At 40.9% G+C, this 22545-nt stretch carries 13 protein-coding genes; 4 read left to right on the top strand and 9 right to left on the bottom strand.

The genetic code is table 11. The annotated features are described in order from the left end of the window. Nucleotides 1–43: 43 nt before the first annotated feature. Together F6K54_RS18380 and aroB are read right to left on the bottom strand one after the other, a co-directional pair. Nucleotides 44–466, bottom strand: coding sequence for a hypothetical protein (locus F6K54_RS18380; RefSeq protein WP_293080190.1), 423 nt, complete (start codon nucleotides 464–466; stop codon nucleotides 44–46). Nucleotides 467–630: 164 nt separating this feature from the next. After that, nucleotides 631–1722: a 3-dehydroquinate synthase gene (aroB, locus tag F6K54_RS18385; protein ID WP_293080193.1), complete on the bottom strand. Its 1092-nt coding sequence runs from the start codon at nucleotides 1720–1722 to the stop codon at nucleotides 631–633. Nucleotides 1723–1805: 83 nt separating this feature from the next. On the opposite strand from aroB, the gene F6K54_RS18390 reads away from it, so the two are divergent. After that, a complete protein-coding gene (locus F6K54_RS18390; protein WP_124144714.1) occupies nucleotides 1806–1907 on the top strand; it encodes a cytochrome b6-f complex subunit PetL in 102 nt (33 codons plus the stop codon). Nucleotides 1908–2171: 264 nt separating this feature from the next. Further along, the gene (locus F6K54_RS18395; protein WP_293080196.1) at nucleotides 2172–2327 is read left to right on the top strand and encodes a DUF29 family protein; all 156 of its coding nucleotides are present in this window, start codon (nucleotides 2172–2174) and stop codon (nucleotides 2325–2327) included. Between the two features lie 332 nt (nucleotides 2328–2659). Here the strand turns inward: F6K54_RS18395 and F6K54_RS18400 are convergent, their stop codons facing one another. The 5 genes from F6K54_RS18400 to F6K54_RS18420 form a co-directional block, all read right to left on the bottom strand. Then, a complete protein-coding gene (locus F6K54_RS18400) occupies nucleotides 2660–3535 on the bottom strand; it encodes a caspase family protein (RefSeq protein ID WP_293080198.1) in 876 nt (291 codons plus the stop codon). Between the two features lie 534 nt (nucleotides 3536–4069). Then, nucleotides 4070–4810 carry a PEP-CTERM sorting domain-containing protein gene (locus F6K54_RS18405; RefSeq protein WP_293080201.1) on the bottom strand — a complete coding sequence of 247 codons (741 nt, stop codon included), beginning with the start codon at nucleotides 4808–4810 and terminating at the stop codon, nucleotides 4070–4072. Between the two features lie 631 nt (nucleotides 4811–5441). After that, on the bottom strand, nucleotides 5442–8537 hold the full coding sequence (locus F6K54_RS18410) for an efflux RND transporter permease subunit (protein WP_293080204.1): 3096 nt from the start codon (nucleotides 8535–8537) through the stop codon (nucleotides 5442–5444). A 350-nt stretch (nucleotides 8538–8887) separates the two neighbouring features. Beyond that, nucleotides 8888–9865, bottom strand: coding sequence for a sulfite exporter TauE/SafE family protein (locus F6K54_RS18415; protein ID WP_293080207.1), 978 nt, complete (start codon nucleotides 9863–9865; stop codon nucleotides 8888–8890). A gap of 525 nt (nucleotides 9866–10390) precedes the next feature. Continuing rightward, nucleotides 10391–10810, bottom strand: coding sequence for a thioesterase family protein (locus F6K54_RS18420; protein WP_293080210.1), 420 nt, complete (start codon nucleotides 10808–10810; stop codon nucleotides 10391–10393). Between the two features lie 219 nt (nucleotides 10811–11029). On the opposite strand from F6K54_RS18420, the gene F6K54_RS18425 reads away from it, so the two are divergent. Continuing rightward, a complete protein-coding gene (locus tag F6K54_RS18425) occupies nucleotides 11030–11422 on the top strand; it encodes a hypothetical protein (protein ID WP_293080212.1) in 393 nt (130 codons plus the stop codon). Between the two features lie 221 nt (nucleotides 11423–11643). Beyond that, nucleotides 11644–11820 (top strand): hypothetical protein, encoded by a 177-nt coding sequence (locus tag F6K54_RS18430; protein WP_293080214.1) that lies wholly within the window; start codon nucleotides 11644–11646, stop codon nucleotides 11818–11820. Between the two features lie 156 nt (nucleotides 11821–11976). Here F6K54_RS18430 and F6K54_RS18435 read toward each other — a convergent pair whose 3' ends face one another. Both F6K54_RS18435 and F6K54_RS18440 read right to left on the bottom strand, forming a co-directional pair. Next, the gene (locus F6K54_RS18435) at nucleotides 11977–14247 is read right to left on the bottom strand and encodes a trypsin-like serine protease (RefSeq protein ID WP_293080217.1); all 2271 of its coding nucleotides are present in this window, start codon (nucleotides 14245–14247) and stop codon (nucleotides 11977–11979) included. Between the two features lie 429 nt (nucleotides 14248–14676). Further along, complete coding sequence (locus F6K54_RS18440; RefSeq protein WP_293080220.1) at nucleotides 14677–21558, bottom strand: type I polyketide synthase; 6882 nt, start codon at nucleotides 21556–21558, stop codon at nucleotides 14677–14679. Nucleotides 21559–22545 lie beyond the last annotated feature (987 nt).

Consider the following 22545-nt stretch of genomic DNA (forward strand, 5'->3'; position numbering starts at 1 on the left):
GGACTTTCACCCTCATGGTCATTAAGTTGTCAAGAGTTTTGATTCAACCAATACGAAAGGTTGACCTCTTGCTCCTCGTACACTTTGAATTGAGTTCTCCATTTTCCAAGGAAACGAATCGCACCCAACCAGATTGTTTATATTCTACAGACCGACAATGCTTTTTGAATTTGGGATATCCTTTCTTTTTGGCTCCTTGTTGACAGCGACGATAAAAGTTACTAATCGAAGTCCAAGCTATTTCTACTGAGGCTTGCCTAGCTGATGAATTTAATTGGTTGACAAAAGCAAACTCACTAGCTAACTCTTTGCTCAGTTTGTATAAACGTGACTTATCTACTCCTTGGTTGTCTATCCAATATCTGACAGCTTTATTTCTAATAAACTGTGCTGTTCTGATAGCTTCATCCAAGGATTTATATTGATTTGATACCCCGTTTAATAACTTGGCCTCTCTTACTAACATTTGCTATCTTTTTGTTTCTATACTATTATTTTACCACACATTCTCCCAGATAAAACAATTATTTGAAAAATATTTTTGTGGATAAAGTCGTCCTCAAAGGACGAGGCTTTAGACCCACTTTTTCGGTAAATTTGATCAAACTATTATGAATTCTAACTTTTTCTTTAACCCATTCCTGCCAATACTCCTCTCAATACATCTGCACTAACCTGGTCTGTAATCTTGACCACACCCACCCCAGTCGGTAACACAAACCTAACTTTACCCGCTTTAACCTTTTTATCCGTCTGCAAAGAAACCAAAATTTCCTCAATATCCAACCCACTCGGCAACCTCGTCGGTAAAGCAGCTTTTTCTATCAAAGCTAACTGACGGCGATCGCTCTGTTCGTCCCACATCCCCAACTCCAACGCCAACCGACTCGCAGCAACCATCCCAATAGCTACCGCTTCACCATGAGTCACCATAGTATAACCAGTCAAGCTTTCCACAGCATGACCAATAGTATGACCGTAATTCAAAATTGCCCTTAATCCCGATTCTTTTTCATCTTTGCTTACCACATCAGCCTTACTTTGGCAAGATCTAATCAAGATTTCTTCTAATAATCCTGGGGTGAGATGATTAATTTCATCAAGCTCCTGACTATTCTCCATTTTGGCAAATAATTCCGCATCCCAAATAGTTCCATATTTAATAACTTCTGCCATTCCACCCCGAAACTCACGCACAGGTAACGTTTTCAATACTTCCGGGTCAATTAATACTAGACTTGGTTGGTGAAAAGCGCCAATGAGATTTTTACCTTGGGGATGATTGACTCCCGTTTTTCCGCCAATAGCAGCATCCACCATTGCTAATAGAGAAGTGGGAACCTGGACTACATTCAATCCCCGCAACCAAGTAGCTGCTGCAAACCCAGTCATATCACCAACTACCCCACCACCCAGGGCAACCATTGTCGAAGAGCGTTCGATACGGTGTGCTAAAGCTGCATCGTAAATAGTATTTAGGGTTTGAAGGTTTTTGTATTGTTCTCCAGCAGGGAGGGTGCAGTGAGAAACATCAAAACCCGCTTGTTGGAGAGAGGCGATCGCTCTAGAGCCATAATGACCAAATATTTCTGGGTTGGAGACCAGCAAGACCTTTTTGCCCAAGTTGAGGGGTTGCATTTTTGGGCCAAGTTGGTCGAGGTTGCCAGGGGCGATCGCTATTTCATAGGATTTGGAGGGTAGTTGAACGGTGATGGATGCCATGGATAATTTCAGACTTTGCTATTTTGAACATTAAATATTAGACTTAATTTTATAGTTTTATTTACCATTTTGGAGAAAAGTTAATGACTGTTGATGGAATTATTGCTTTCGTTGTATTGTTTGTTGGTGGTTTAGGTGTAGCTACTGTTTTAATGTTTGGCTTGCGTGCTGTTAAGTTAATCTAGAATTGTATAGTAAGCATTCAGCCGTCAGCTATCAGCTATTTTTTTTAGTAGGTGATAAAAGTTTTATTAATTGAGCTAGAAAAATCTGACTACAAAAGTCAGCTCCAAAATCTATATTCATTTAAACCCCCTTTTTTTGCACTCGAACTGACAGCTAATAGCTGTTTGCGCAGCATTCCGCAGGAAATGCTTACATTGTATAGGTTTTCCCGTTAGACATTTTTTAATAGTTTAACGGGAGTTGATAAAATACAAAAATAAAATATGAATAATCAAGTTACTGATTTCAAATTACTTGATGAGGCTGATTATTTTGAGTGGTTAGAAAAGATGATTAAACTGCTAAATAATCGTCAATTAGAGAATATAGATTATGATAATTTAATTGCAGAGTTAGAAGCCTTGGGTAGAATTCATTAATGGATAATGGATAATTGATAATGGATAATTACCTCTCCCTAAAGAGGATTGACTAAAAGGAAAAAATTTATTTTTTTCCCCTTGAAATGGGAGGCTTCAAGGCGCGAATAATTAATAATTATTAATTAGGGCTTGCTGAATAAATATAAAAGTCTTTACAGATAAATGTTTTAGCCTTTTTAGGTCGGGAAAAAGTACCTGATTTTTAGCTCTTCACGCTCAAAATGCTGACTTTTTGAGCAAGAGTTGGGCAGAAAATCAAGGGACGATTATTCTGACTACCTCTTCTATAATTCTCCTGACTTCTGACTTCTGGATTCTGACTCCTATCCTTAACCACAAGACTTTTTCAGCAAAGTATCGCTGGTAATTTCACTTACTGATTTGTGTTGCTTCTTTTTGCGAAGAAGAGTTGAGCTTGCGCCAAGAATTCCGAGGACTAGGAGACTTATAGTTGAGGTAGGTTCGGGAATAGGAGTATGAGCAACTTTGTATTCTAGATGTTCTGGAGATACTGAACTTTCAAAATCAGCGGCAAATGCGACTCCACCTATTCCATTGTCCATACCATCAATGTCGTTCAAAAACTCGAACAGTTCACCAAGACTAAGAACAGTGTCATTATTAGCATCAGCATTGACACTGCCCATTCCATTAGGAGAGAATGCATTGAGCCAAAAGGGAAGAAACAGGGATTTTCTGGGAGCGCAATTGTTTTTATCTGATGTACCAATGACAAAACCTCTATTGATATCCTTTGAACCATCAATCATCTCGCCAGCAAAGCAACTATCAAAAATTGTTAGAACACCAACACTATCAGGAATCATGTTGATTATGGCTGCAATTTCATCATCTGTAGCTGGATCGATAAATCCTCCTGATGTTCGTGGATCAGTTGCGTTACTCTGTGCCAAACCAATAATTCCGTCATCATTATCTGCTTCATCTATTGGAGCCATATCACCTTGAAAGCTTCCATGCCCTGCATAATGAAATATAAATATGTCACCATTTTTAAGCATATCTTTTTGATTGTTTAAAAGATCTAGAATCTCCCATCCAGTCAAATTGGTTGTAGCAAGTGCTGAATCACCGGGACTTAGAAAAGGAGAAATCGCATCAAACGACTCAAAAACATCATTGGCGAACTGATCATTTCCAATACCAAGGAATTTGACAACTGAAGTATCAGATGGATCTTTCAATGAATAAGCTAGGCTGACTCCCCAACGACAACGTTATTGCCAGCGAAGAGATAATAGTTTTTGAAATTAATTTTCTCATATTTTTTACTTTCTATCAATTTTTGTTGTTGCTTCTGGAATATTTTTTATGTTGAAAACTATTTAGATGGCTTTAGATCACTGAAACTGCACCTAAAGAACCTATCGCTAAAAGACCCAAACCAGAAGCAGGTTCTGGAATATCATGAGTAGCATCTGTTATCGTAGCGAGAAGTGAGAATCCCAAATACGAAAGCGGACTTCGTTTCTCAACTCTCATTAGTTTTCATCTCTCTATAATCCCACAATAATCCCGCAGCGATCACTCACCTTTTTGTTCAGCTATCCGTTCATTTACTGATTCAAATTGTTCACTTTTCCAAAAATTCCTTCAGATATATTCAAACTGTTTTTGTGGACAAGGTAGATCAAAATAATGGAGCGCTGCTCGTTTTGCCGATACTAACGCTCCACTATTAAAAACTAACCTTTATTCTTAAACTCACTAACAGTTTCTTAGCTTTTCTGTTGACGCTTCAACATTGAACCTATTCCCAGCAAACCTAGAGCAAAAATACCCATGGCAGAACCAGGTTCGGGAACTGGCACGCAACGTGGGGGCGGAGTACCACCACCTCCTCCATGAAAATTAACAACTGGAGGTCCACAAAAATTACCAGTACTCGTACCAATAACGCTGCCAGGAGGGATAATGACATTAAAGTCAGAATCAATTATTGGTGCAGCGCTAGTAAAGGTATTAATATTGTCACCAAGAGCTGTCGTAGCTCCAAGATCGGTCACTTGGTATGCTTGAACTGGACCACTCATACTGGGTAAGAAGTAAGTAAAGTCATCAATACCGTCATTGAAGCCAAAAAGAGTGATATCAAAAAAAGCTGCTGGCTTCTCCATGTCAGGCAGGTCAGCCGGGTCAAAATTGCCCATTAGTCGAAGTACCTCAATATCATCAGGCACATCTGGGATAAGAAGATTAGTAGATGAGTTATTACCACCAATTATGGCATCAATTTTGACAGGATCGTTGATCAAGGAAAAGGGACTATTAGTTGTAGAAGAATACCCCATAGCACTCTGCAAAGTGAATACACCCTCAGTGACGGCCATCCCATCTATCGTTAAACTGGGGGGTGGATTAATAGTCAGATCGAAAGCAAAAGCTGGCGCTCCAAGTAAAGAAAGGCCAAATGCAATTAAAGAAGTACGAGTAAAACTTTTAAACTGATAATTTTTCATAGTGAGATAAATTTCAAAATCTAAGTATTATCCACGATATAGACACCTATTTATAATTGCACAGTAATTCCACGGCGATCGTTCACCTTTTTGTTCACTTTTCCGTTCACTTTCCTATTAAAATTGTTCACTTTGTGTTCACTTTGTGTTCAATTCCACTGCACAACTAAGTAAAATTTCTTATTTCAAGTACTATGGACAACATTATCTGGCAAAGTTGGACCAAGACTTGAACTACTATGGGGTGCTTGGAAAAAATATTGTCTATAAATAAAAGCAGATTTCATCAAGGCCCCCTGAAAAATCTGACTTAAATATTAAAACCAATTTAAAAATCAAAGTTATGGCCCTCAGTTCATAATTGTAGGGTGTGCCATGAAGACCAAAAATATAAGTTGTCAAAAGTATTGAACAATCGGTTGCTGGACATCATTGAATATGTATCGGTCCACTACTATTAGTTAAGGAACTACTAATTTGGTGCGTTACATTTCATTAACGAACCCTAATACTCCCCTACTCCCCCACTCCCCCACTCCCCTACTCCCCCACTTCCCTACTCCCCTACTCCCCTACTCCCCCACTCCCCTACTCCCCCGCTCAAGATAGAGCGATCGCCATTAAAGAAAAATCAAAGCCCAAAGATAAGTAAGTACGCACAGGGAACAAGATAAAGAGCAATAAGTGTCGAACCACCAACACCACCAGCGATCGCTATGGCTAAAGGAGGCCAAAACTCACCACCTTGTATCAACAGCGGAACAAACCCAATCATTGTGGTTAAAGTTGTGGCAATCACATGACGAGTAGAACCCATAACGACTTGACGTATAGCTAGACGGTTACCTGTAGATGCTTGGGAGTCTTCGAGGATGGCAGCCAAAACTACTACTGAATCATTAATAGCAATTCCCACTAAACCAAATGTACCGATGAGACTCATAAAACCAAAGGGGTAGCCAAATAACCATAAACTGAAAAATCCTAAACCAATGGCAGAAATAGCGACTATTCCAATAATGGCAGTTGCTCGGAAGGAATTTAACGATAGTACCAAAATTGAGGATGCTAACAGAAATATAACTGGCACGGTTGAGAAAAGACCTGCTTGAGCATCACCTTGCTTTTCTGACTCTCCAGCAATTTCAGACCAGTAACCAGATGGTAACTCAAAGCTTGAATCATTTAACAGTTGCTGCCATTCTGTCATTACTTCGGAAGGTAAAACCCCAGAAGCAATAAAACCTTGAATCGAATTTACTCGTCTGCCATTACGTCTTCTAATTACTGAAAATTCTGGCTGCAATTCTACTTCTGCTAAAGCTAAAACAGGTATTGTGTCAGTTGAACTGAAACTATTTCGATTTAAATTGGAGACAGTGGGTTGTAAATCTAAGGATGTAATTTTGCTAAAATCTCCCCTTTGAGAATTTGACACTCGCACCCGTACTGGTAACTCCTCAGTATCTTCAATAATTGACCCTCCTAAATTCCCCTCTAGTAAAGTCTCTAACTGTTGCGAAATATTAGCGCGGTTTAATCCAGCTAAACGAACTTCTTGTTCTTTTACTTGTAGTTGTAGTTGGGGTCGAATTTCGCTTAAAGTATCGCGAGTGTGAGTTACTTTAGGGATTTTAACTAACAGACTTCTTGCTTGTTCCCCTAATTGTTGTAGACGCTTTAAGTTAGGACCATAAATTCTCATTTCTACTGGTGCATCAAAAGGAGGTCCCTGTTCCAATTGTCGAATCAAAACTTGAGCTTCAGGAAATGCGGTATCAACTTCAGCTTGGAGTGCATTAACAAATTCTGGGTTAGCAATTGAATTTAACTGTAAAAATCCTTCAGCATAATTTGCGTATCGTTGTTTTCCTGACGTTAAGTTGTAGAAATATCGAGGAGAACTACGCCCTAAAAACCATTGTAATTCCTGGATTTCTGGGTGATTTAACATCATATTTCTGACTGCTCGTGCCGTATTTTTTGTTTTTTCAATTGAAGTTAAAGCTGGTAATTCTAATTCTATTTTTAGTTGGTTTCTCTCCACAGGAGGAAAGAACTGTTGTGGGAGAGAACTGACTTGAACTAAACCAATAATTGGCAAAATAATGCCTAATAATATTCCTAACCAGGGAGTGCGAAATATACTGCGTAAACTCCGTTTATAAATTCGAGTTAAATAGGAATTAGTAAACCCTTTTTCCCACCATTTTTGTTGAGGATATTGCTCAAAACTATAATAATAATTCGGGTATAATTTTCCTGCCAAACCCGAACCTATTGTCAGAGATAATAATAATGAAGAAATAACAGCTAAAATTACACTAATGCCTATACCACCAACAAATTCTCCAGTGGGACCAGGAAGTAATACAACTGGCACAAACGCCAGAGCCGTAGTTAAAGTTGATGCCGTTAATGGCATAAATAAATGATGATTTGCTTTAGTAATAGCAGCTTCTGGTTTTAATCCTGAAACTATACCTTTAGTAACTTCATCAACAACAATAATTGCTGTATCAATCAATAATCCTAACGCTACAATTAATCCGGTTATTGACATTTGATGTAGAGGAACATCTAACAATCCCAGCATTCCTAACACCATACAAGTAGATAAAGTAAGTGCTAAACCCACAACAATAGCAGATTTGAAACCCATTAAAAATACTGTAATTACAAAAACCAGTATCCCACTCATTAATAGGTTCAAAATCAAACTTTTTAAACGGATTTCAAGATAATTACTTTGATTAAAAATAATCTCAAGCTTCAGACCTTTACCAAGTTCTTGGCGGAACTTTTCTATCGCTACTTCCGCCGTTTTTGCCCATAGGTCTATTTGATAATCTGATTCAACAAATACAGCTAAAGCAGAAGCAGGATGACCATTAATTAATGCTAATTCATTTGGTGGTTGAGCAATTGTTTTTCTAACTTTAGCAATGTCACCAAGTCTAGTAAATTGCCCTTGATTACTAAAGCTAATTGGAATACTCCGAATCCGTTCCAGGGAGTCTAAATCTGAATTAACTTCTAAGAGTAAATCATTATTTCTACTACGAAATTGACCTGCTGAAACCTTAGCATCACTCTGTTTAATTTGTACTGATAATTCTTGAGGTGTTAAACCGATACTAGCCAACTGAACAGCATCAATTTCTACAGCAATTTCTTCCTGAGGATTGCCAAAACTTTCAACTTTTTCTGTTCCAGGCAATGCTAATAATTCATCTTTCAGCAATTCAGACAAACGAGTAAGAATTGCATAATTAGGCTCAGTGTCTTGTTCCCAAATTAAAGCAGTAATCATCGCATAAGCTTTAACTTCAAGTTTCTCTAATCTTGGTTTACTTGTACCAGCAGGTAATTGACTTGCAGCTTGATTTAACCGTTCTCTAATTCTTAACCAAATTATATCAGCGTCTGTTTCTTCAACTGAATCTAAAAGTTCAATATTAATAATAGAACTTCCTGCCCTAGAACTTGAATCATAGCTTTTTATTTCTTCTATTTCAGATAATTCTGCTTCTATTTTTTCTGTGACTAAAGCTTCAATTCGTTCAGCATCGGCGCCTGGCAAAAAAGTTTTCACAATCGCAATTCGGGCAACTAATTCAGGGTCTTCTAGTCGTGGCAATGTAAAAAATGATGATACTCCCCAGGTAATAATTATTAGTATTGCCAGTATTAATAACCGAAAATTCCGATAAAATAAAGTAGCCATATCATGTCCGGTTAAACAGTTATAGAATAGTTAAGTTTTTAGGAGTCAGGAGTCAGGAGTCAGAATTCAGAATCCAGAATTCAGAGTTCAGGAGGAGAAAGAATTAGAAAGATGACCGTAGCTATAGCAATTGGAGAATTTTTTTTTATGTCCAATTAAACCGATTTGATATCATTTTAATTCGGTATAAAAAAATGTTCTCTTCACGAGCGCCATTGCCAAATTTTTCTCGATATCCCCATCTCCCCACACTTCCCACACCAGGACACCGAGAGAGGGAGATAGGGTGTCACTGACACACCACGTCCCCGCGTCACCGCGTCACCGCGTCACCGCGTCAAATCTTACACCTACTTCCCTATTCCCTGCTTCATATACATAGTGCCCCGATACATCCAGTAATTTAAACAGGAAAATAGAATTAAAGAAATCAAGCTAGAGTATAAAACTAAAGGTCGTAAAGGAATCAGAACAATAGAAGTAATCATCTCTATAATAATCAATACAATAAGTATGTTAGCAATAACTTCCCTCTGCAACAGACTACAAAACATTGCCCCTAAAGGTGCGCCAACAACAACAATAGGAATAGCCGCTAACCAGTAACTTTGTACAATCTCAGTAAAATCCTTAAAGACAAAAATCTGTAGGATAAATCCAGCGATCGCATTAATAGCCATCAGAATAACTGAAGTAGGGGTAGCAACTTTTTCGCTGATCCGCCATAGTAGAACCATCACAGAAAAGACAACAATATCAATCCCATTGCCCACTAAACCACTCATTATGCCGCCGAAAAATCCAGCCAGGAATAAAATTCCTTGTTCTTGAAACTGCCAGAAAGGCATGAATAAATGGCATTGCCTCATGTTTTGATTTAAGGTAAATAAAGTAATGGCAAAGCTAGTTAGCATAATAGTGAAAGACATCTTGAGAACATCTGGGGGTAATACAGGTGCTAAATAACCTAATCCGAGAAAAATGCCGAATAAACCTCCCAAACTCCCCCAACGGATAACTCGCCACTCGACTCGGATACCTGTTAAACAAATAGCTAAGGAGGCAGCGCTCATGCCAACACTTTGAATAGCTAGAGAAAATACTTTAGCTTCATGAGGAGAGATGTGTAAAAGCTTAGTGAATACAGGAAAAGCAACAGCACCCCCACCGATACTGGTTCCCCCAGCAATCATCGAGCCAAATAGCATCGTCAAGGCAATTTGCCAATTACTAATAAGATGAGAAAATGCTTCTTGATAGCCAAGAATGATTAACCAGGCCATCCAAGTAGCAGTAGCGATCGCCAAAACAATTACGCGTTTGGACATGGGAAGAAGTGGGATAACTTTCATATTATTTTTAACGGGCGTTGGTTATTTGAGGTATAATATCATCAGGACTTACGCAAATTATTAAACAATAGACATCTCCAGAAAAGAGGGAGTAGGGAGTAGGGAGTAGGGAGTAGGGAACCCACCCCTAACCCCTCCCAGGAGGGGAAGAATTGATAATTTATGTAGGATAATTGATTTTATTTTTTATTATTGGAGATGTCTAATGCGCTACCTGTAGAGGGCAAATGCCATTTTCCCCTACTAGATATGGCGTTTCTGGGTAAGTCCCGATCATGTCCGGATAAGAGCGCCATAGAACTCCGTTCCGCTTACACGTTAACGCAGTTGTGCGCCAACAAACAAAAAAACTTTCTCCTTTTTCTTCTTCTTCCCTCCTGACTCCTGTAGGGGCGATTCGCGAATTGCCCCTACTGAGTTCCCCTCCTGGGAGGGGTTAGGGGTGGGTTTACTCCTAAGTAATGCGCGATTAATACCATACATGCTCTTCAGCAACACCTTTTAACTATATAATTCTAATGCTTCCTTGATAGCAGCAGGAATAGGAGTAGGTACAGTTTTTTCTCCCTCTCGCCTCATACTGGCTGTCTGCTGTTCCCCTTTAGCAACCATTTCTTCACCTTTGTCAGTAATTCGCCAGTATTCAAACAGCATAGTGATTCTATTTTGTGTTACTGATTTTAAGCGCATCCGAATTGCGACTCGATCGAAAGCGAAAAGTTCCGAGTAGTATTCGCAGGAAACGCTGACAGTAGCCAGAGCTAGACCTTGTGATAGTTCAGTCAACACTTCAGGAGCATTATCCCGCAAGAACATTTCACGACAACGACCTTGCCAACGAACATAGTTAGCGTAGTAAACATTGCCAACAAGGTTGGTTTCTTCAAAACTGACTATGTGCTGATATTCATAAGTTTTCATGGTTTTTCAAACTTTTCTGTTTTGATAAGATTAGTTGATCATGACCAAAGTCACACTTGTTATCATATAATCAATTAAGTTGGAGCAGGGCTTAAATCCGCTACTTCCCCTCCTGGCTCCCCTCCTGGGAGAGGCGGGGGTGGGTTGGGTTAGGGGGTGGGTTAACTTCTGACTTCTGACTTCTGACTTCTGACTTCGTTAAATGAGAGGGTTTTATTGATGACTCAGGATACATCAAATATAATTCGTTTTTCAAGAGATTGGTGGTTATTATATCAGCAAGCATGGAATGAGCAATCAGAATTTAAACATAAGTTAAAAAAATTGGGTAAGGTGATTTTTTGTTTAACTGATGGCATAGAGATTTCTGTTTGTTTAAATTGGGATGAACAAGGAGATATTAGTGAGGTAAATGTGATAGAAACTATTGATGAAAGTTTACCTATTTTTTCAGCACCAGAGGAAAATTGGGAGCAATTTATTAATAAAGAAATTGGAGCAGCAAAGGCAGTTATGACAGGAGTTATTGATTATCAAGGCTCATTTTCTATTATTATAAAATATGGGAGACATTTTGATTATTTAGCAGATGTAGCTCAAAAAATCACCTAATTTATTATAATGTAGCAGTTATTCGTTTAATTTCCGCTTCCCTTCTAACCTTTTCTTTCCTTCTGCCTCCCGCCTTCTGCTTTGCCTCCTCTAAAGTGTAAGTATTCAACCGGACATGATATTAGTTGTTGATATAATAAGTATGGTACTTATAATAATCAAAGTTTCTGTTAAAAACAGAGGCAGAAATACAAGAATTTTATCAAAAAATTGTTAATAATTTGTCTGCCCATGAGCAACTTTATTTAGCTTCTCTGATTTTAAATAATTTAGCTGAAAAAAAAGTTATGGTAATTGATGAAAGTGATACTTGGACAGAAGAAGATCAAAACGATTTAGCTGCTTTTTCTTTGCAGTATAGTAATGAAGTTGCGGGAAACAGTGAGGAATTGGTTTAATGTCTTTTAATTCTGGTGATTAAGTTATATCATGTCCGGATAATCAGTGATCAAAAAACCTTCTCCCTTTGAACTTTTCTTTCCCTTCTGCCTTCTGCCTTCTGTCCTCTGCCTTCCTTCCTCCAAAATGTAACTATTCAACCGGACATGATATTATTAGCGTTTCTTGCGAAGTCCCATTAATCCGAGTCCACCAATAGCTAAAAGTCCTAAAATTGAACTGGGTTCTGGTATTGCTGAGGGTTTGATATCTAGAGCATTGAGTTCGTCGTCAAACTCAAGTCCAATCTCATCATGGCGCGCATAGAGACTACCGCCTTCAGTCCAACGTAACAATGGATTGAAAGGACGGAGAAAGTCTGTATAGAACACATCCCCTGGTGAAACTCCGAAATCTAACAAGCTTGGAGAGAGTTCTGCCAGGGAGAACAAGGCTTCGTCAGCCCCAGGATTAAGAATACCATTGGGAGCATTGCCTGATGCACCAAAACCAAATCCACCGATATCTGAAAGTGCTAGTGCGTCCAGGATATCGCCAAGCTGAAGATCGATGTCGAGTACACCATCAGCGTAAATATCAAAGTCAAAACCTGGATCAGTCGTTACGAAAATATCGTCTGAAGTAAACGAACCACCAATAGAAGGAGAGACTTCATCTAAGCTGAAAAAGCTGAATTTTTCAAAATCTACAATGCCATCAACATCAAAATCAACACCCCAGAAAGGATCGCCTGTATCTGCTTCTTCAAAACCATCTAAGTCATCTTCAGGTTCGACTAAACCCTCTTCAGAGGGTGCTTGTAAACCCATTTCACTCTCATCCCGATAGAGTTCATTTAACAAGACGGCAGGGACAAGAATGTGATTGTAGGCAATATGATCGGGAATATAAGACCCAAAAGCAACAAATTCAGGAGTTTTAAAGATATCGCCCGCCGCTTCATTCCCTGGATCGCCATCAGGCATGGGGGACACAATGGACTCATAAAAGACATCAGTACCAGGTATGCCGATCGCCAATGGATCGACTGAAAATTGTAAAATACTACCGCTATCCATACCGTAGGATAAGGAGATCATATTGTCGTCAGGTTGTAAGCCAAATGTTCCAAACGGACCCCCTGGAGGTGCTGGACAAGGGAGAGGTGCGCCAGGATTAGGTTCAAAGGGTCCGACATAAGGGGGGCCACCAGCAGGACAAGGACCAATTCCTAAAGCACTAGACATCCGATCTATGTTAGTACCATCAGGAGGAAGACCTAAAACTGCACCTGATGACTGAAAGACTTCACCTTCTGTTGCATAGCCACCAAGAAAGGGACTCAAAGCCCAAACATCGTTAGGATCGGGGGGAGGATTAAAAGGAAATAGTCCTTCTGCGGGATTGGGTAAGGGAGCAATTATGCCATCACGAAGTGGGTTAAACGCTCCACCATCCACAGAGAAAGAAATAGGGATGGCAAGTGCTGTGTGTGAATCGATAAAGCCTTGAAAGAGTGAGACACGGGTATCATAAGCTATATCTCCAAAAGAAGAAGTATCATCATCCCCAAAAGAAGTCACACTAGCGATCAGATTTCCAATAAAACCAGGTCCTCCTGAATCTCCAGGAGCGGTATTGACTTCTTCATTTCCTTCTCCTGTGTTTCCTAATTTATTGTTGGCAGCACTTCCATCATCAAAATCAAAATTAATATGTGTATCAATTATCTGCTCATAGCGATTCTCACCTATGCGTTTTTTGGAATCAAATCCTTCATCTCGTTGATTGCCAGCAGCACCTGTACCTGTAACTCCATAGCCAATTTTCGTAAATACTTGACCTATTTCATCGTCTTCACGATAAATCCCGTACCGATCAATGTTCTCTTGTGCTTTTGTAACAAGTCTTAATAAAGCTATGTCATTCTCTAAAGTTATAGTGTTGTAGTTTGGATGCTTAATAAAACGATTAAGCCCAATTTCAATGTCATTATTTAAAACATCACCTGCACCTGTTCTAAAAAATGCACTACCACTATTAACATTGACATTTCCCGAATCATAATCAGTAATACAATGAGCAGCAGTGAGTATGTAGTGATTGGATATTAGTGAACCTGTACAGTCAGGCCCATCAACACTTGAATCTAGTTCTAAGCTTACAACCCCATTAAATATACCATTTCCACCACGACCTGTTATAAACATGGGATTATTCCAATCATCATCAAGCATCTCATTTATGTTAGTATCTTCTCCTAAATCTAGCATCCCGTTGAAGTTCTCATCCTCATGCTGTGGCTGTAGAATACCGATGCCATCTACGTTTACACCACCAACAACGATCGCTTTTGCCGATAAATCAACCATTGAAACAGCAGCTATTCCTACTGTGGAGAATACAGTAAAAGACGTTTTCTTGACAAAATTAGAGACATTAATCATGTTCAATTTTCCTCGTTATTTGGGTGATACAAGTGCTGGTTTGTTTGAAACCAGCAAAAAACTTTAGTAGTAGGCACTTGTAGGGTGCGTTAACGTTTGCGCAGCATTCCGCAGGAAAGTGTAACGCACCGCAAATCTACAACGAAGTGTAATATCATGTTCCCCCTCCGGGGGAGCTACGCTAACGGATAATCAGTTATAAAAAAACTTTATCCCTTTTAACCCTTTCTTCCCTTCTGCCTCCCCCTCCTGGGAGGGGGAGGAGCGAGGGGTGGGTTGCCTCCTGCCTTCGGAGCTCCAAAGTGTAAGTATTCAACCGAACATGATATAACGCACCGCAAATCTACAATGTTTCGGTGGGTTACGCTGACGCTAACCCACCCTACTAGATTTCCGCTCTCTTTGAGTTAAAAAAAATGTGATTTCAACTTAATTAATTGTTCGCACTTCTTCCAAAACCCGATCGCTCTCCATCACCTCCTTCTTACTTGTCAACACAGCAAACACCAACGGTTGCTCAACCTCCTGCAAAGAAAGTACAAAAGTAGCGATCGCTTTTTCCCCAGACTCCAGCCAAACTATTTCATTTGGAGATAGAGAAGAATTGTTCATTAACAACAAAGGAGCATCCGCCACCATTCCCGCTTTCTTGAGACACTCACTGGCACACCAAATCCGAGTTGCCGTTACATCCAACTCTTGCCCTGTCTCCTGGGCAACAACCTTGGCTAAGTCCAACCGCCTCACACCCAATAAATCGCCCCAAACTTGCTCATTCCTGGCTACAACAGCTTCTACATCACAACCTTCAGAACCCGCTACAACTAGGGTTAAATCTCCCGCATGGGAAACAGATACCGCCTGCCCGTTGCCTAATTCCGGTTTGCCATCAGGGCGACGATATAAATTCTGAGTTCTGAATTCTGTTTGCGGAGCATGACCTAGTAAATTCTGAATTCTCAACAGATTGCGATCGCTCCTTGCCCTTCTTTCAACCGTTGCATCTCGATCCACAACAATAGTTAAATCTGCATCAGGGATAACTTCCTGAATGCGACGTTCTAGATAAGTAGGGAGTAATACAGCATTCCAAGGCTCTTGAGTATCTCGATGCTGAATCACTTGTAATTCCAAACTTTCCCACTGTTCTAAAATTCTTCCCGTTTCATCAAAAATGGTCAAATCATAAATATAGCGATCGCCAATATGCTGACGTTCTTTTGCTGAGACAAACTGATTTCCTGCTGAATTCACAGAATGAATTATCATGCTTTCTACTCCAATGGGTAAAATTGTGGCATGAGGAACACAAGCTTGTAAAGCATGAATGGCAGCATCCCTCGCCCCCGCATCTCCTAAGATTAAATATTGGGGGAGATAGCGACTAAACCAGGGCGTTGCAGTATCAGTTTTCATCTCGGCAAGACATTCGGTTGCTTTCAGATGACGATAATTTTGTATGCGTTGAAAACGACCTTGATGGAAAAGTAATTCACCATATAAATCTTTCTTCGGATCGAGACCATTGTGGCTTTCAGATTTAATATTTTGATTGAAAACAGTTGATTTTTGACTGTTAACTGTTGACATAATTACGGTTGCTCGGAAATGATCGACGCTAAATGCTGTTTGTTCACTGCGCAGTACCACTTCCACTTTGCCCGACTCTTGGACTAAAGCAGCCAAACGAATCTTTAGTGTTTCACCTTCAGGAACGACAACTGGTCGATTAAACTGAATGTTTTCAAAGATGAATGATTTTTTATCCCCCTTACTAAGAGGAACTTTGACTACATTCTCCCCCCTTACTAAGGGGGGTTGGGGGGGATAGATATCTGACTCGGAAGGTTGATTTCCCCTAGAGTCTGGTTTCAAACTAATAGATCCCCCTAAATCCCCCTTAGCAAGGGGGACTTTGACTATATTCTCGGGGGGTTGGGGGGGATAGATATCTGACTCTGAAGTGTGATTTCCCCTAGAGTCTGTTTTCAAACTAATAGATCCCCCTAAATCCCCCTTAGCAAGGGGGACTTTGACTATATTCTCCTGCCTTACTAAGGGGACTTTGACTACATTCTCCCCCCTTACTAAGGGGGGTTGGGGGGGATCGACATCTGACTCTGAAGTTTGATTTCCCCTAGAGTCTGTTTTCAAACTAATAGATCCCCCTAAATCCCCCTTGGTAAGGGGGACTTTGAGTATATTCTCCCCACTTATTAAAGGATGTAATGCCATTGCTACCTGCGCCATAGCTTCCAGTCCCATCACCCCTGGAAAAATTCGTTCTCCTTGGTAAACGTGATCGTCTAGGTAAGGGTCACTGGTTGTTGAGAGTTCTGCATCTACTACTAACTCTACTCCAGGATAATAGACTCTAGTTTGTTCCAAGAATCGACTGAAAGGAAGTTCTGGCTGTTCAACTTTGAGGGTTGGAGGTTCTCCAAAACGACCTGTTACAACAACAGAAGTAGTTGGTAACGATTGAGCTATCAGACGACGCAGAATAGTAATTCCTCGCTCTGGGGGAATTGGTGTAATCCCTTGTTGCATCAAAGTATCGATTCGACCTAAACGTTCTCCCATACCTGCTCCAGACCAAACTGACCAATCTAAATTCAGACAGCGACAGTGGGGATTTTGGGCTTGGAATTGTTCTGTCAGACGAGCGAGCCATTCATTCGCTATAGCGTAATCTGCTTCTCCTGGTAAACCTGTCCGGGCAATAATTGAACCAAAAGTAACTGATAGTCTCAGATACTCGGAATTAATTGCTGCGAACAAGTTTTGCAGACCATGAACTTTAGGTGCTAAAGTATCTAGGCAGTCTTGGCGATCGAGATTTTTAATTAACTTCGGTTTATTGACTCCCGCACCGTGGATAATAGCGGTGATGTGACCCCAATCTGTTTCGATTTGGTTTACTGCACTTTTCACCCCTTCAGTATCGGTAACATCCACTGATAAGTATTTCACCTGAATACCAGCATTAGTCATCCGGTTGAGATTAGTTGCTAGTTCGGCATCGGTTTCGGGTTGAGAACGTCCTAACAATGCTAAACGAACTCCTGTTTCTTGAGCGATAGATAAGGCACATTCGGCAGCAATACCTTTACCACCCCCTGTAACTAATAAGATATCTTCTGAAGTTAGGGTTAATTCCTTGTTTTCCTCTGAAGGAATAGGTAACAAACGGAGAACGGGCGATCGCCTTTTTCCTTCAACATCATAATAGGATTCAGAATACCCAACGGTTGAGGAGGCTTCAGTAATAATCCATTCAACTGCTTGAGGATGATCTATGGGAACATCAATTACACAAGTTGTAATCTTGGGATTTTCTAGATAGAATGTCCGAGCAAAGGATGCTCCACCACTACCATGTTGTATTAAGACAAAACTATGTTGCTTTGATTTTTCCTCTTCTGCTTTAGCTAATAAATTTTTAGATCCTGTTAATAAAAGCTCAATCTGTTCTTCAATATTTAATGTTGGAGGAAGACAAATGATAACACCATTACCTTCAAGTTGACTAAATGCTTCTGATAACGGAAGACTTAAAGGGTAGTTAGCAGGAGCAATAACTTGCCAATTAGAATTTTGACTTTTGACTTCTAGAGGCGAAGTGGAATCAATGTCTTTAATTTTGACTTTTGACTTTTGACTTTTGACTTCATCTGACTTTTGACTTTTGACTTCTAGAGGCAAATCAGAATCAATATCTTGAGTTTTAACTTTTGACTGTCTTGAGTGTGTCTTACATTCTGAGGAGACCTCAGAATTACACACTCGCTTTTGACTTTTGACTTTTGACTTCGTATTTTGACTTTTGACTTCGTCTTTAATTTTGACTTTTGACTTTTGACTTTTGACTTCTAGAGGCAAATCAGAATCAATGTCTTGAGTTTTAACTTTTAACTGTCTTGAGTGTGTCTTACATTCTGAGGAGACCTCAGAATTACACACTCGCTTTTGACTTTTGACTTTTGACTTCGTATTTTGACTTTTGACTTCTAGAGGCAAATCAGAATCAATATCTTGAGTTTTAACTTTTGACTTTTGACTTCGTATTTTGACTTCGTCTTTAATTTTGACTTCTAAAGGCGATTCTACCAACTCAACAGTAAATGTCCGTATCCAGGAATCTACTCCTGAAGGTACTTGTTCAACAGAGTGAGTTTCACCAATACTAGAAAGTTCTTCTAATGCTTGGGCAATGTCAGCAACTGTAGCATCGGCGTAATCTGTTGGTGCTATGGGAGGAGATAAATTCAAACTGCGAGCAGCTTCAACTACTAATTGACTGACAGTTATGGAATTAAGATGCAAATCGCTCAATAGTCGATGGTTATCTAAAATACTGGCAACAGGAAGTTCTGTTCGTTGAGCAACCAGTTGGCGAACGCAGTCAATTTTAGAAGAGCTATTAATAACAGTTAATTTTTGAGGATTATCTATTTCTGCTCGACTGTTATACTCATAACTAGAGGTTTTAATATTTCCCTGTTGCCCTTTGCCTGTTGCCTGTTGCCTTTTACCTGTTCCCTGTTCCCTGTTCCCTGTTCCCTGTTCCCTTCCTTTAGACTGAGAAACGGGGGCTAACTCACAGGGATTAACCAAAAATTGAGGCTGCCAATCTAAATTAAATGGTCGGGTAAAACGTCCCGCAAATAAAGCTTGATGATTAATGGGAACTCCCAAAGTAAAAGCTGCCGCTGCCGCTTTTAATAAACCTTTAAGAGAATTACCACTCGCATCTAAGGATATTGCAGGAACATCTACCAAATCGCTGACTAACCTACTTAAAATTTGTCCCGAACCGACTTCAATAAATAAATCTAAGTCTTTAGCTGCTGTAGTAACAGCTTCCATAAACTGCACAGGTAAGGTTACTTGTTGCACCAAGAGCGATCGTAAATCGGCTGTTTCTTCTAAGTAAGTACCTGTGATAGTAGAAACAACTTTACCTTGTAACGGATGAAAATCCTCCTGTGCGAGATAATCAGCTAAAGGTGGTGCCACTGCAGCGACTAGAGGCGAGTGGAAAGCATGAGACACTGGTAAAGTAAAGTTTTTCAATCCTTTGGCTTGCGCTTTTGCTACTATGTCACTGATTCCTTTCGCTTCCCCTGAGACAATTGTTTGATAGGGTGAATTCAATCCAGCGATGGCAACTACTCGACCATTCAGCAGTGCTTTAACTTCTTGTTCCCCTGCACCAATACTCGCCATTGTCCCCGTGGGGTTGCCCAGTTCCGCCATAATTTTACCCCGCATCTTAGCAATGCGAACTAAGGCAGTTTCATCGAAAATTCCAGCCCAGTGTAAAGCACTTAATTCTCCTAAACTGTGGCCGACAGCAACATCAGCGACAATACCCAGTTGCTTTAATACTCGTAAACCTACCGTAGAGGAGGTGACAATTGCTGGTTGGGCGATCGCTGTTGACTTCGTATTTTCTACTATTGGTAAATTAGCCTTAGCATATAATTCTTGTAAGAACGGAAAACGACGAGACCACACCCCAGCATTAAGATATACAGGAGAAGCTTGTCCAGGAAAAAGAAAACCAATTCGTGGATTTTTTCCATCTATCCCTAAAAATACACCTGATGAATTGTGAATTTTGAATTGTGAATTTTGAATTTTATGGAGGAGAGTTTCTAAGTGAGTGGTGAACTCTTGGGGATGACTAGCAACAATAGCAGCGCGTACAGGCAAACTAATATCTAAGTTGCTTACTAATTCCGCAGCTAAATCTCCTACTTCAGCTCTTGATAATCTGGGAGCTATTTCTAAAAGATGCTTAACTTTTTGCTCTAACTCTTCCGTATTTTTGGCTGCCAGTAAAATGAGTTCGGCATCTTGAGGTGTCGTTATCAGTTGGCGTTCTTTAGGTGTTAGCTTGTGACGACGAATGCTAGAACTTCCTTCTAGGACAATATGAGTATTAATACCACCAAAACCCATTGCACTTACCCCAGCCCGCAGAGGTACATCTTCTGACCAAGTTTGACCCTCTTTCAGGACTTCCAGGGGCGAGTTTTCAACCTGTAGTTCGGGATGAGGTTGGTCGCAACCAGTAGTCGGCGGAACTATTTGATTGTGGAGTGCCATGGTAGCTTTGATAATTCCTGCTATTCCGGCAGCAGCTTTTGTATGACCAATATTTGCCTTAATAGAACTAATTGCAGCAGGAGACAATGCTGCTTCTGCTTCCAAACGGGCACGAGACAATACTTGCAGTTCCGTAGCATCTCCAACGCTAGTACCAGTGCCGTGTCCCTCAAAATATCCTAATGTGTCAATGCCAAACCCTGCTCGACGATAGGCACGTTTAATTGCCAATAACTGACCTTCAACTTCGGGGCGAGTAATGCCACCATTGCCATCAGAAGAGATTCCCCAACCACGAATAACACCGTAAATACGTCGCTGCTGTACTATTGCATCTTGATAGCGCATTAATACCACAAACCCACAGCCTTCCCCTGGAATAAAACCAGCAGAACGAGCATCATAGACCCGCATTTCTTGGGTAGCTAATGCTCCTACTTTGGCGAATCCCACTAACTCGAAGGGGTCTAAACTTAAATCTACTCCACCAGCGATCGCTACATCTAAATCTTCTGTTATTAAAGCAGAACAGGCATTAGCAACAGCTAGTAAAGAAGAACTACAAGCCCCATCAATGCTATAACCTCCCCCTTTGAGATCGAAATGATTACAGATTCTGCCTGCTATAGTATTAGACAAATTCCCGGCTAAAGATTCTTCACCAATCTCTGGGAAAGGTTCTTTATATTTGCTTTCTAAATCTTTGAGGAAAGCAAGACGTTCTTCTAAGGAGATTCCCTGCTGTATTAGTTGCGTTTCCACAACTCGGCGCACATAAGGCCAACGCAAACGTAAAGAATTAGCTCTCGAAAATTCTCCAGTGAGGGTATTTCCCAGTAAAACTCCTGTAGTTTCGCGGGGTAAATTTTCTCCTTCAGCAAATCCAGCATCAGCTAAAGCTTGGGCAGCAATATCTAATGCCAGCCAGTGAACTAAATCTGCGGAACGAAAAGTGCTACCGACTACACGAAAATCAACGCGGTCGAATTCGTACCCCTCAATCAGAGCTGCCTCTGCTCCATAGGTACAATCAGGAGTACTTTTATCGGCAGAAAAATAATCATCTAAAGATAATCTTTCAGTTGGAATGCGCCGAAAAGCACGACGTTGTGCCAACACATTCTCCCAGAGTTCGACAGGCGATCGCGCATCTGGATACCGACAAGCCATTCCGACAATAGCAATAGCAGGTTTCATAATTAAATCTCTCTTTTTATAATAAGGAACAGGTAATTTCAGTTATCAGTTACCAGTTAGCCTCCTCCGGAGGAACTTCGTTAACAGTTATCAGTACCTCTGCAATAAGGAGGCTTGAAATAAGGAATATTATCTTTTTGGTGTTGTTGAATTAAGGTATGATTTTGTCACCAGAGCAGAAACCATAATCCCCGTGTTGACCTGTCTCCGTGTCCCCGTGTCAGCCTCAATCATCCCAGTATTCAGCAACGCCCTCTTTTTTATCCCCTTAACAGGTGCAGGGCTGTTTTAAAGTATTGTAGATTAAGGATTTATATCATGTCCGGTAGCATCGGTCTTGTATAGCAAAGGTAAGGAAGAAGGAAGAGGGAAGAAGGAAGAGGGAAGAGGGAAGAGGAAAGAGGGAAGAAGACTACCCTCGCCAGAAAAAAACCATCATTTCCTGTAGATATTCACCCTTGGGTTTACACAAACGATATAAACGGACATGATATTAGGGAGAATGGGAGATTAGGGGATAGTAGAACAGTAAAATTTGCCAAAATTTACCGATTTTTCAGCCAATAAGCGTCTTTAAGCTCTGAGAAGATATTTGCTTCAATGTCGCTTAAAAGCCTCCATCCCCGCGTCCCCGCGTCCCCGCGTCCCCGCGTCCCCGCGTCCCCGCATCCCCGCGTCCCCGCATCCCCGCGTCCCCGCGTCCCCGCATCCCCGCGTCCCCGCGTCCCCGCGTCCCCGCGCCCCCGCATCCCCGCGTCCCCGCATCCCCGCGTCCCCGCATCCCCGCGTCCCCGCGTCCCCACGTCCCCGTGTCCCCGTGCCTCCGCGTCCCCGCGTCCCCGCGTCCCCGCGTCCCCGTGTCCCCGTGTCTCCGCGTCCCCGCGTCCCCGCGTCCCCGCGTCCCCGCGTCCCCGCATCCCCGCGTCCCCGCGTCCCCCCATCTCCGCGTCCCCGCGTCCCCACGTCCCCGCGTCCCCGCGACAGCAA

Origin of the sequence: Okeania sp. SIO3B5 (assembly GCF_010692555.1) — a bacterium.
In the GTDB taxonomy this organism is placed as follows: Bacteria; Cyanobacteriota; Cyanobacteriia; order Cyanobacteriales; family Microcoleaceae; genus Okeania.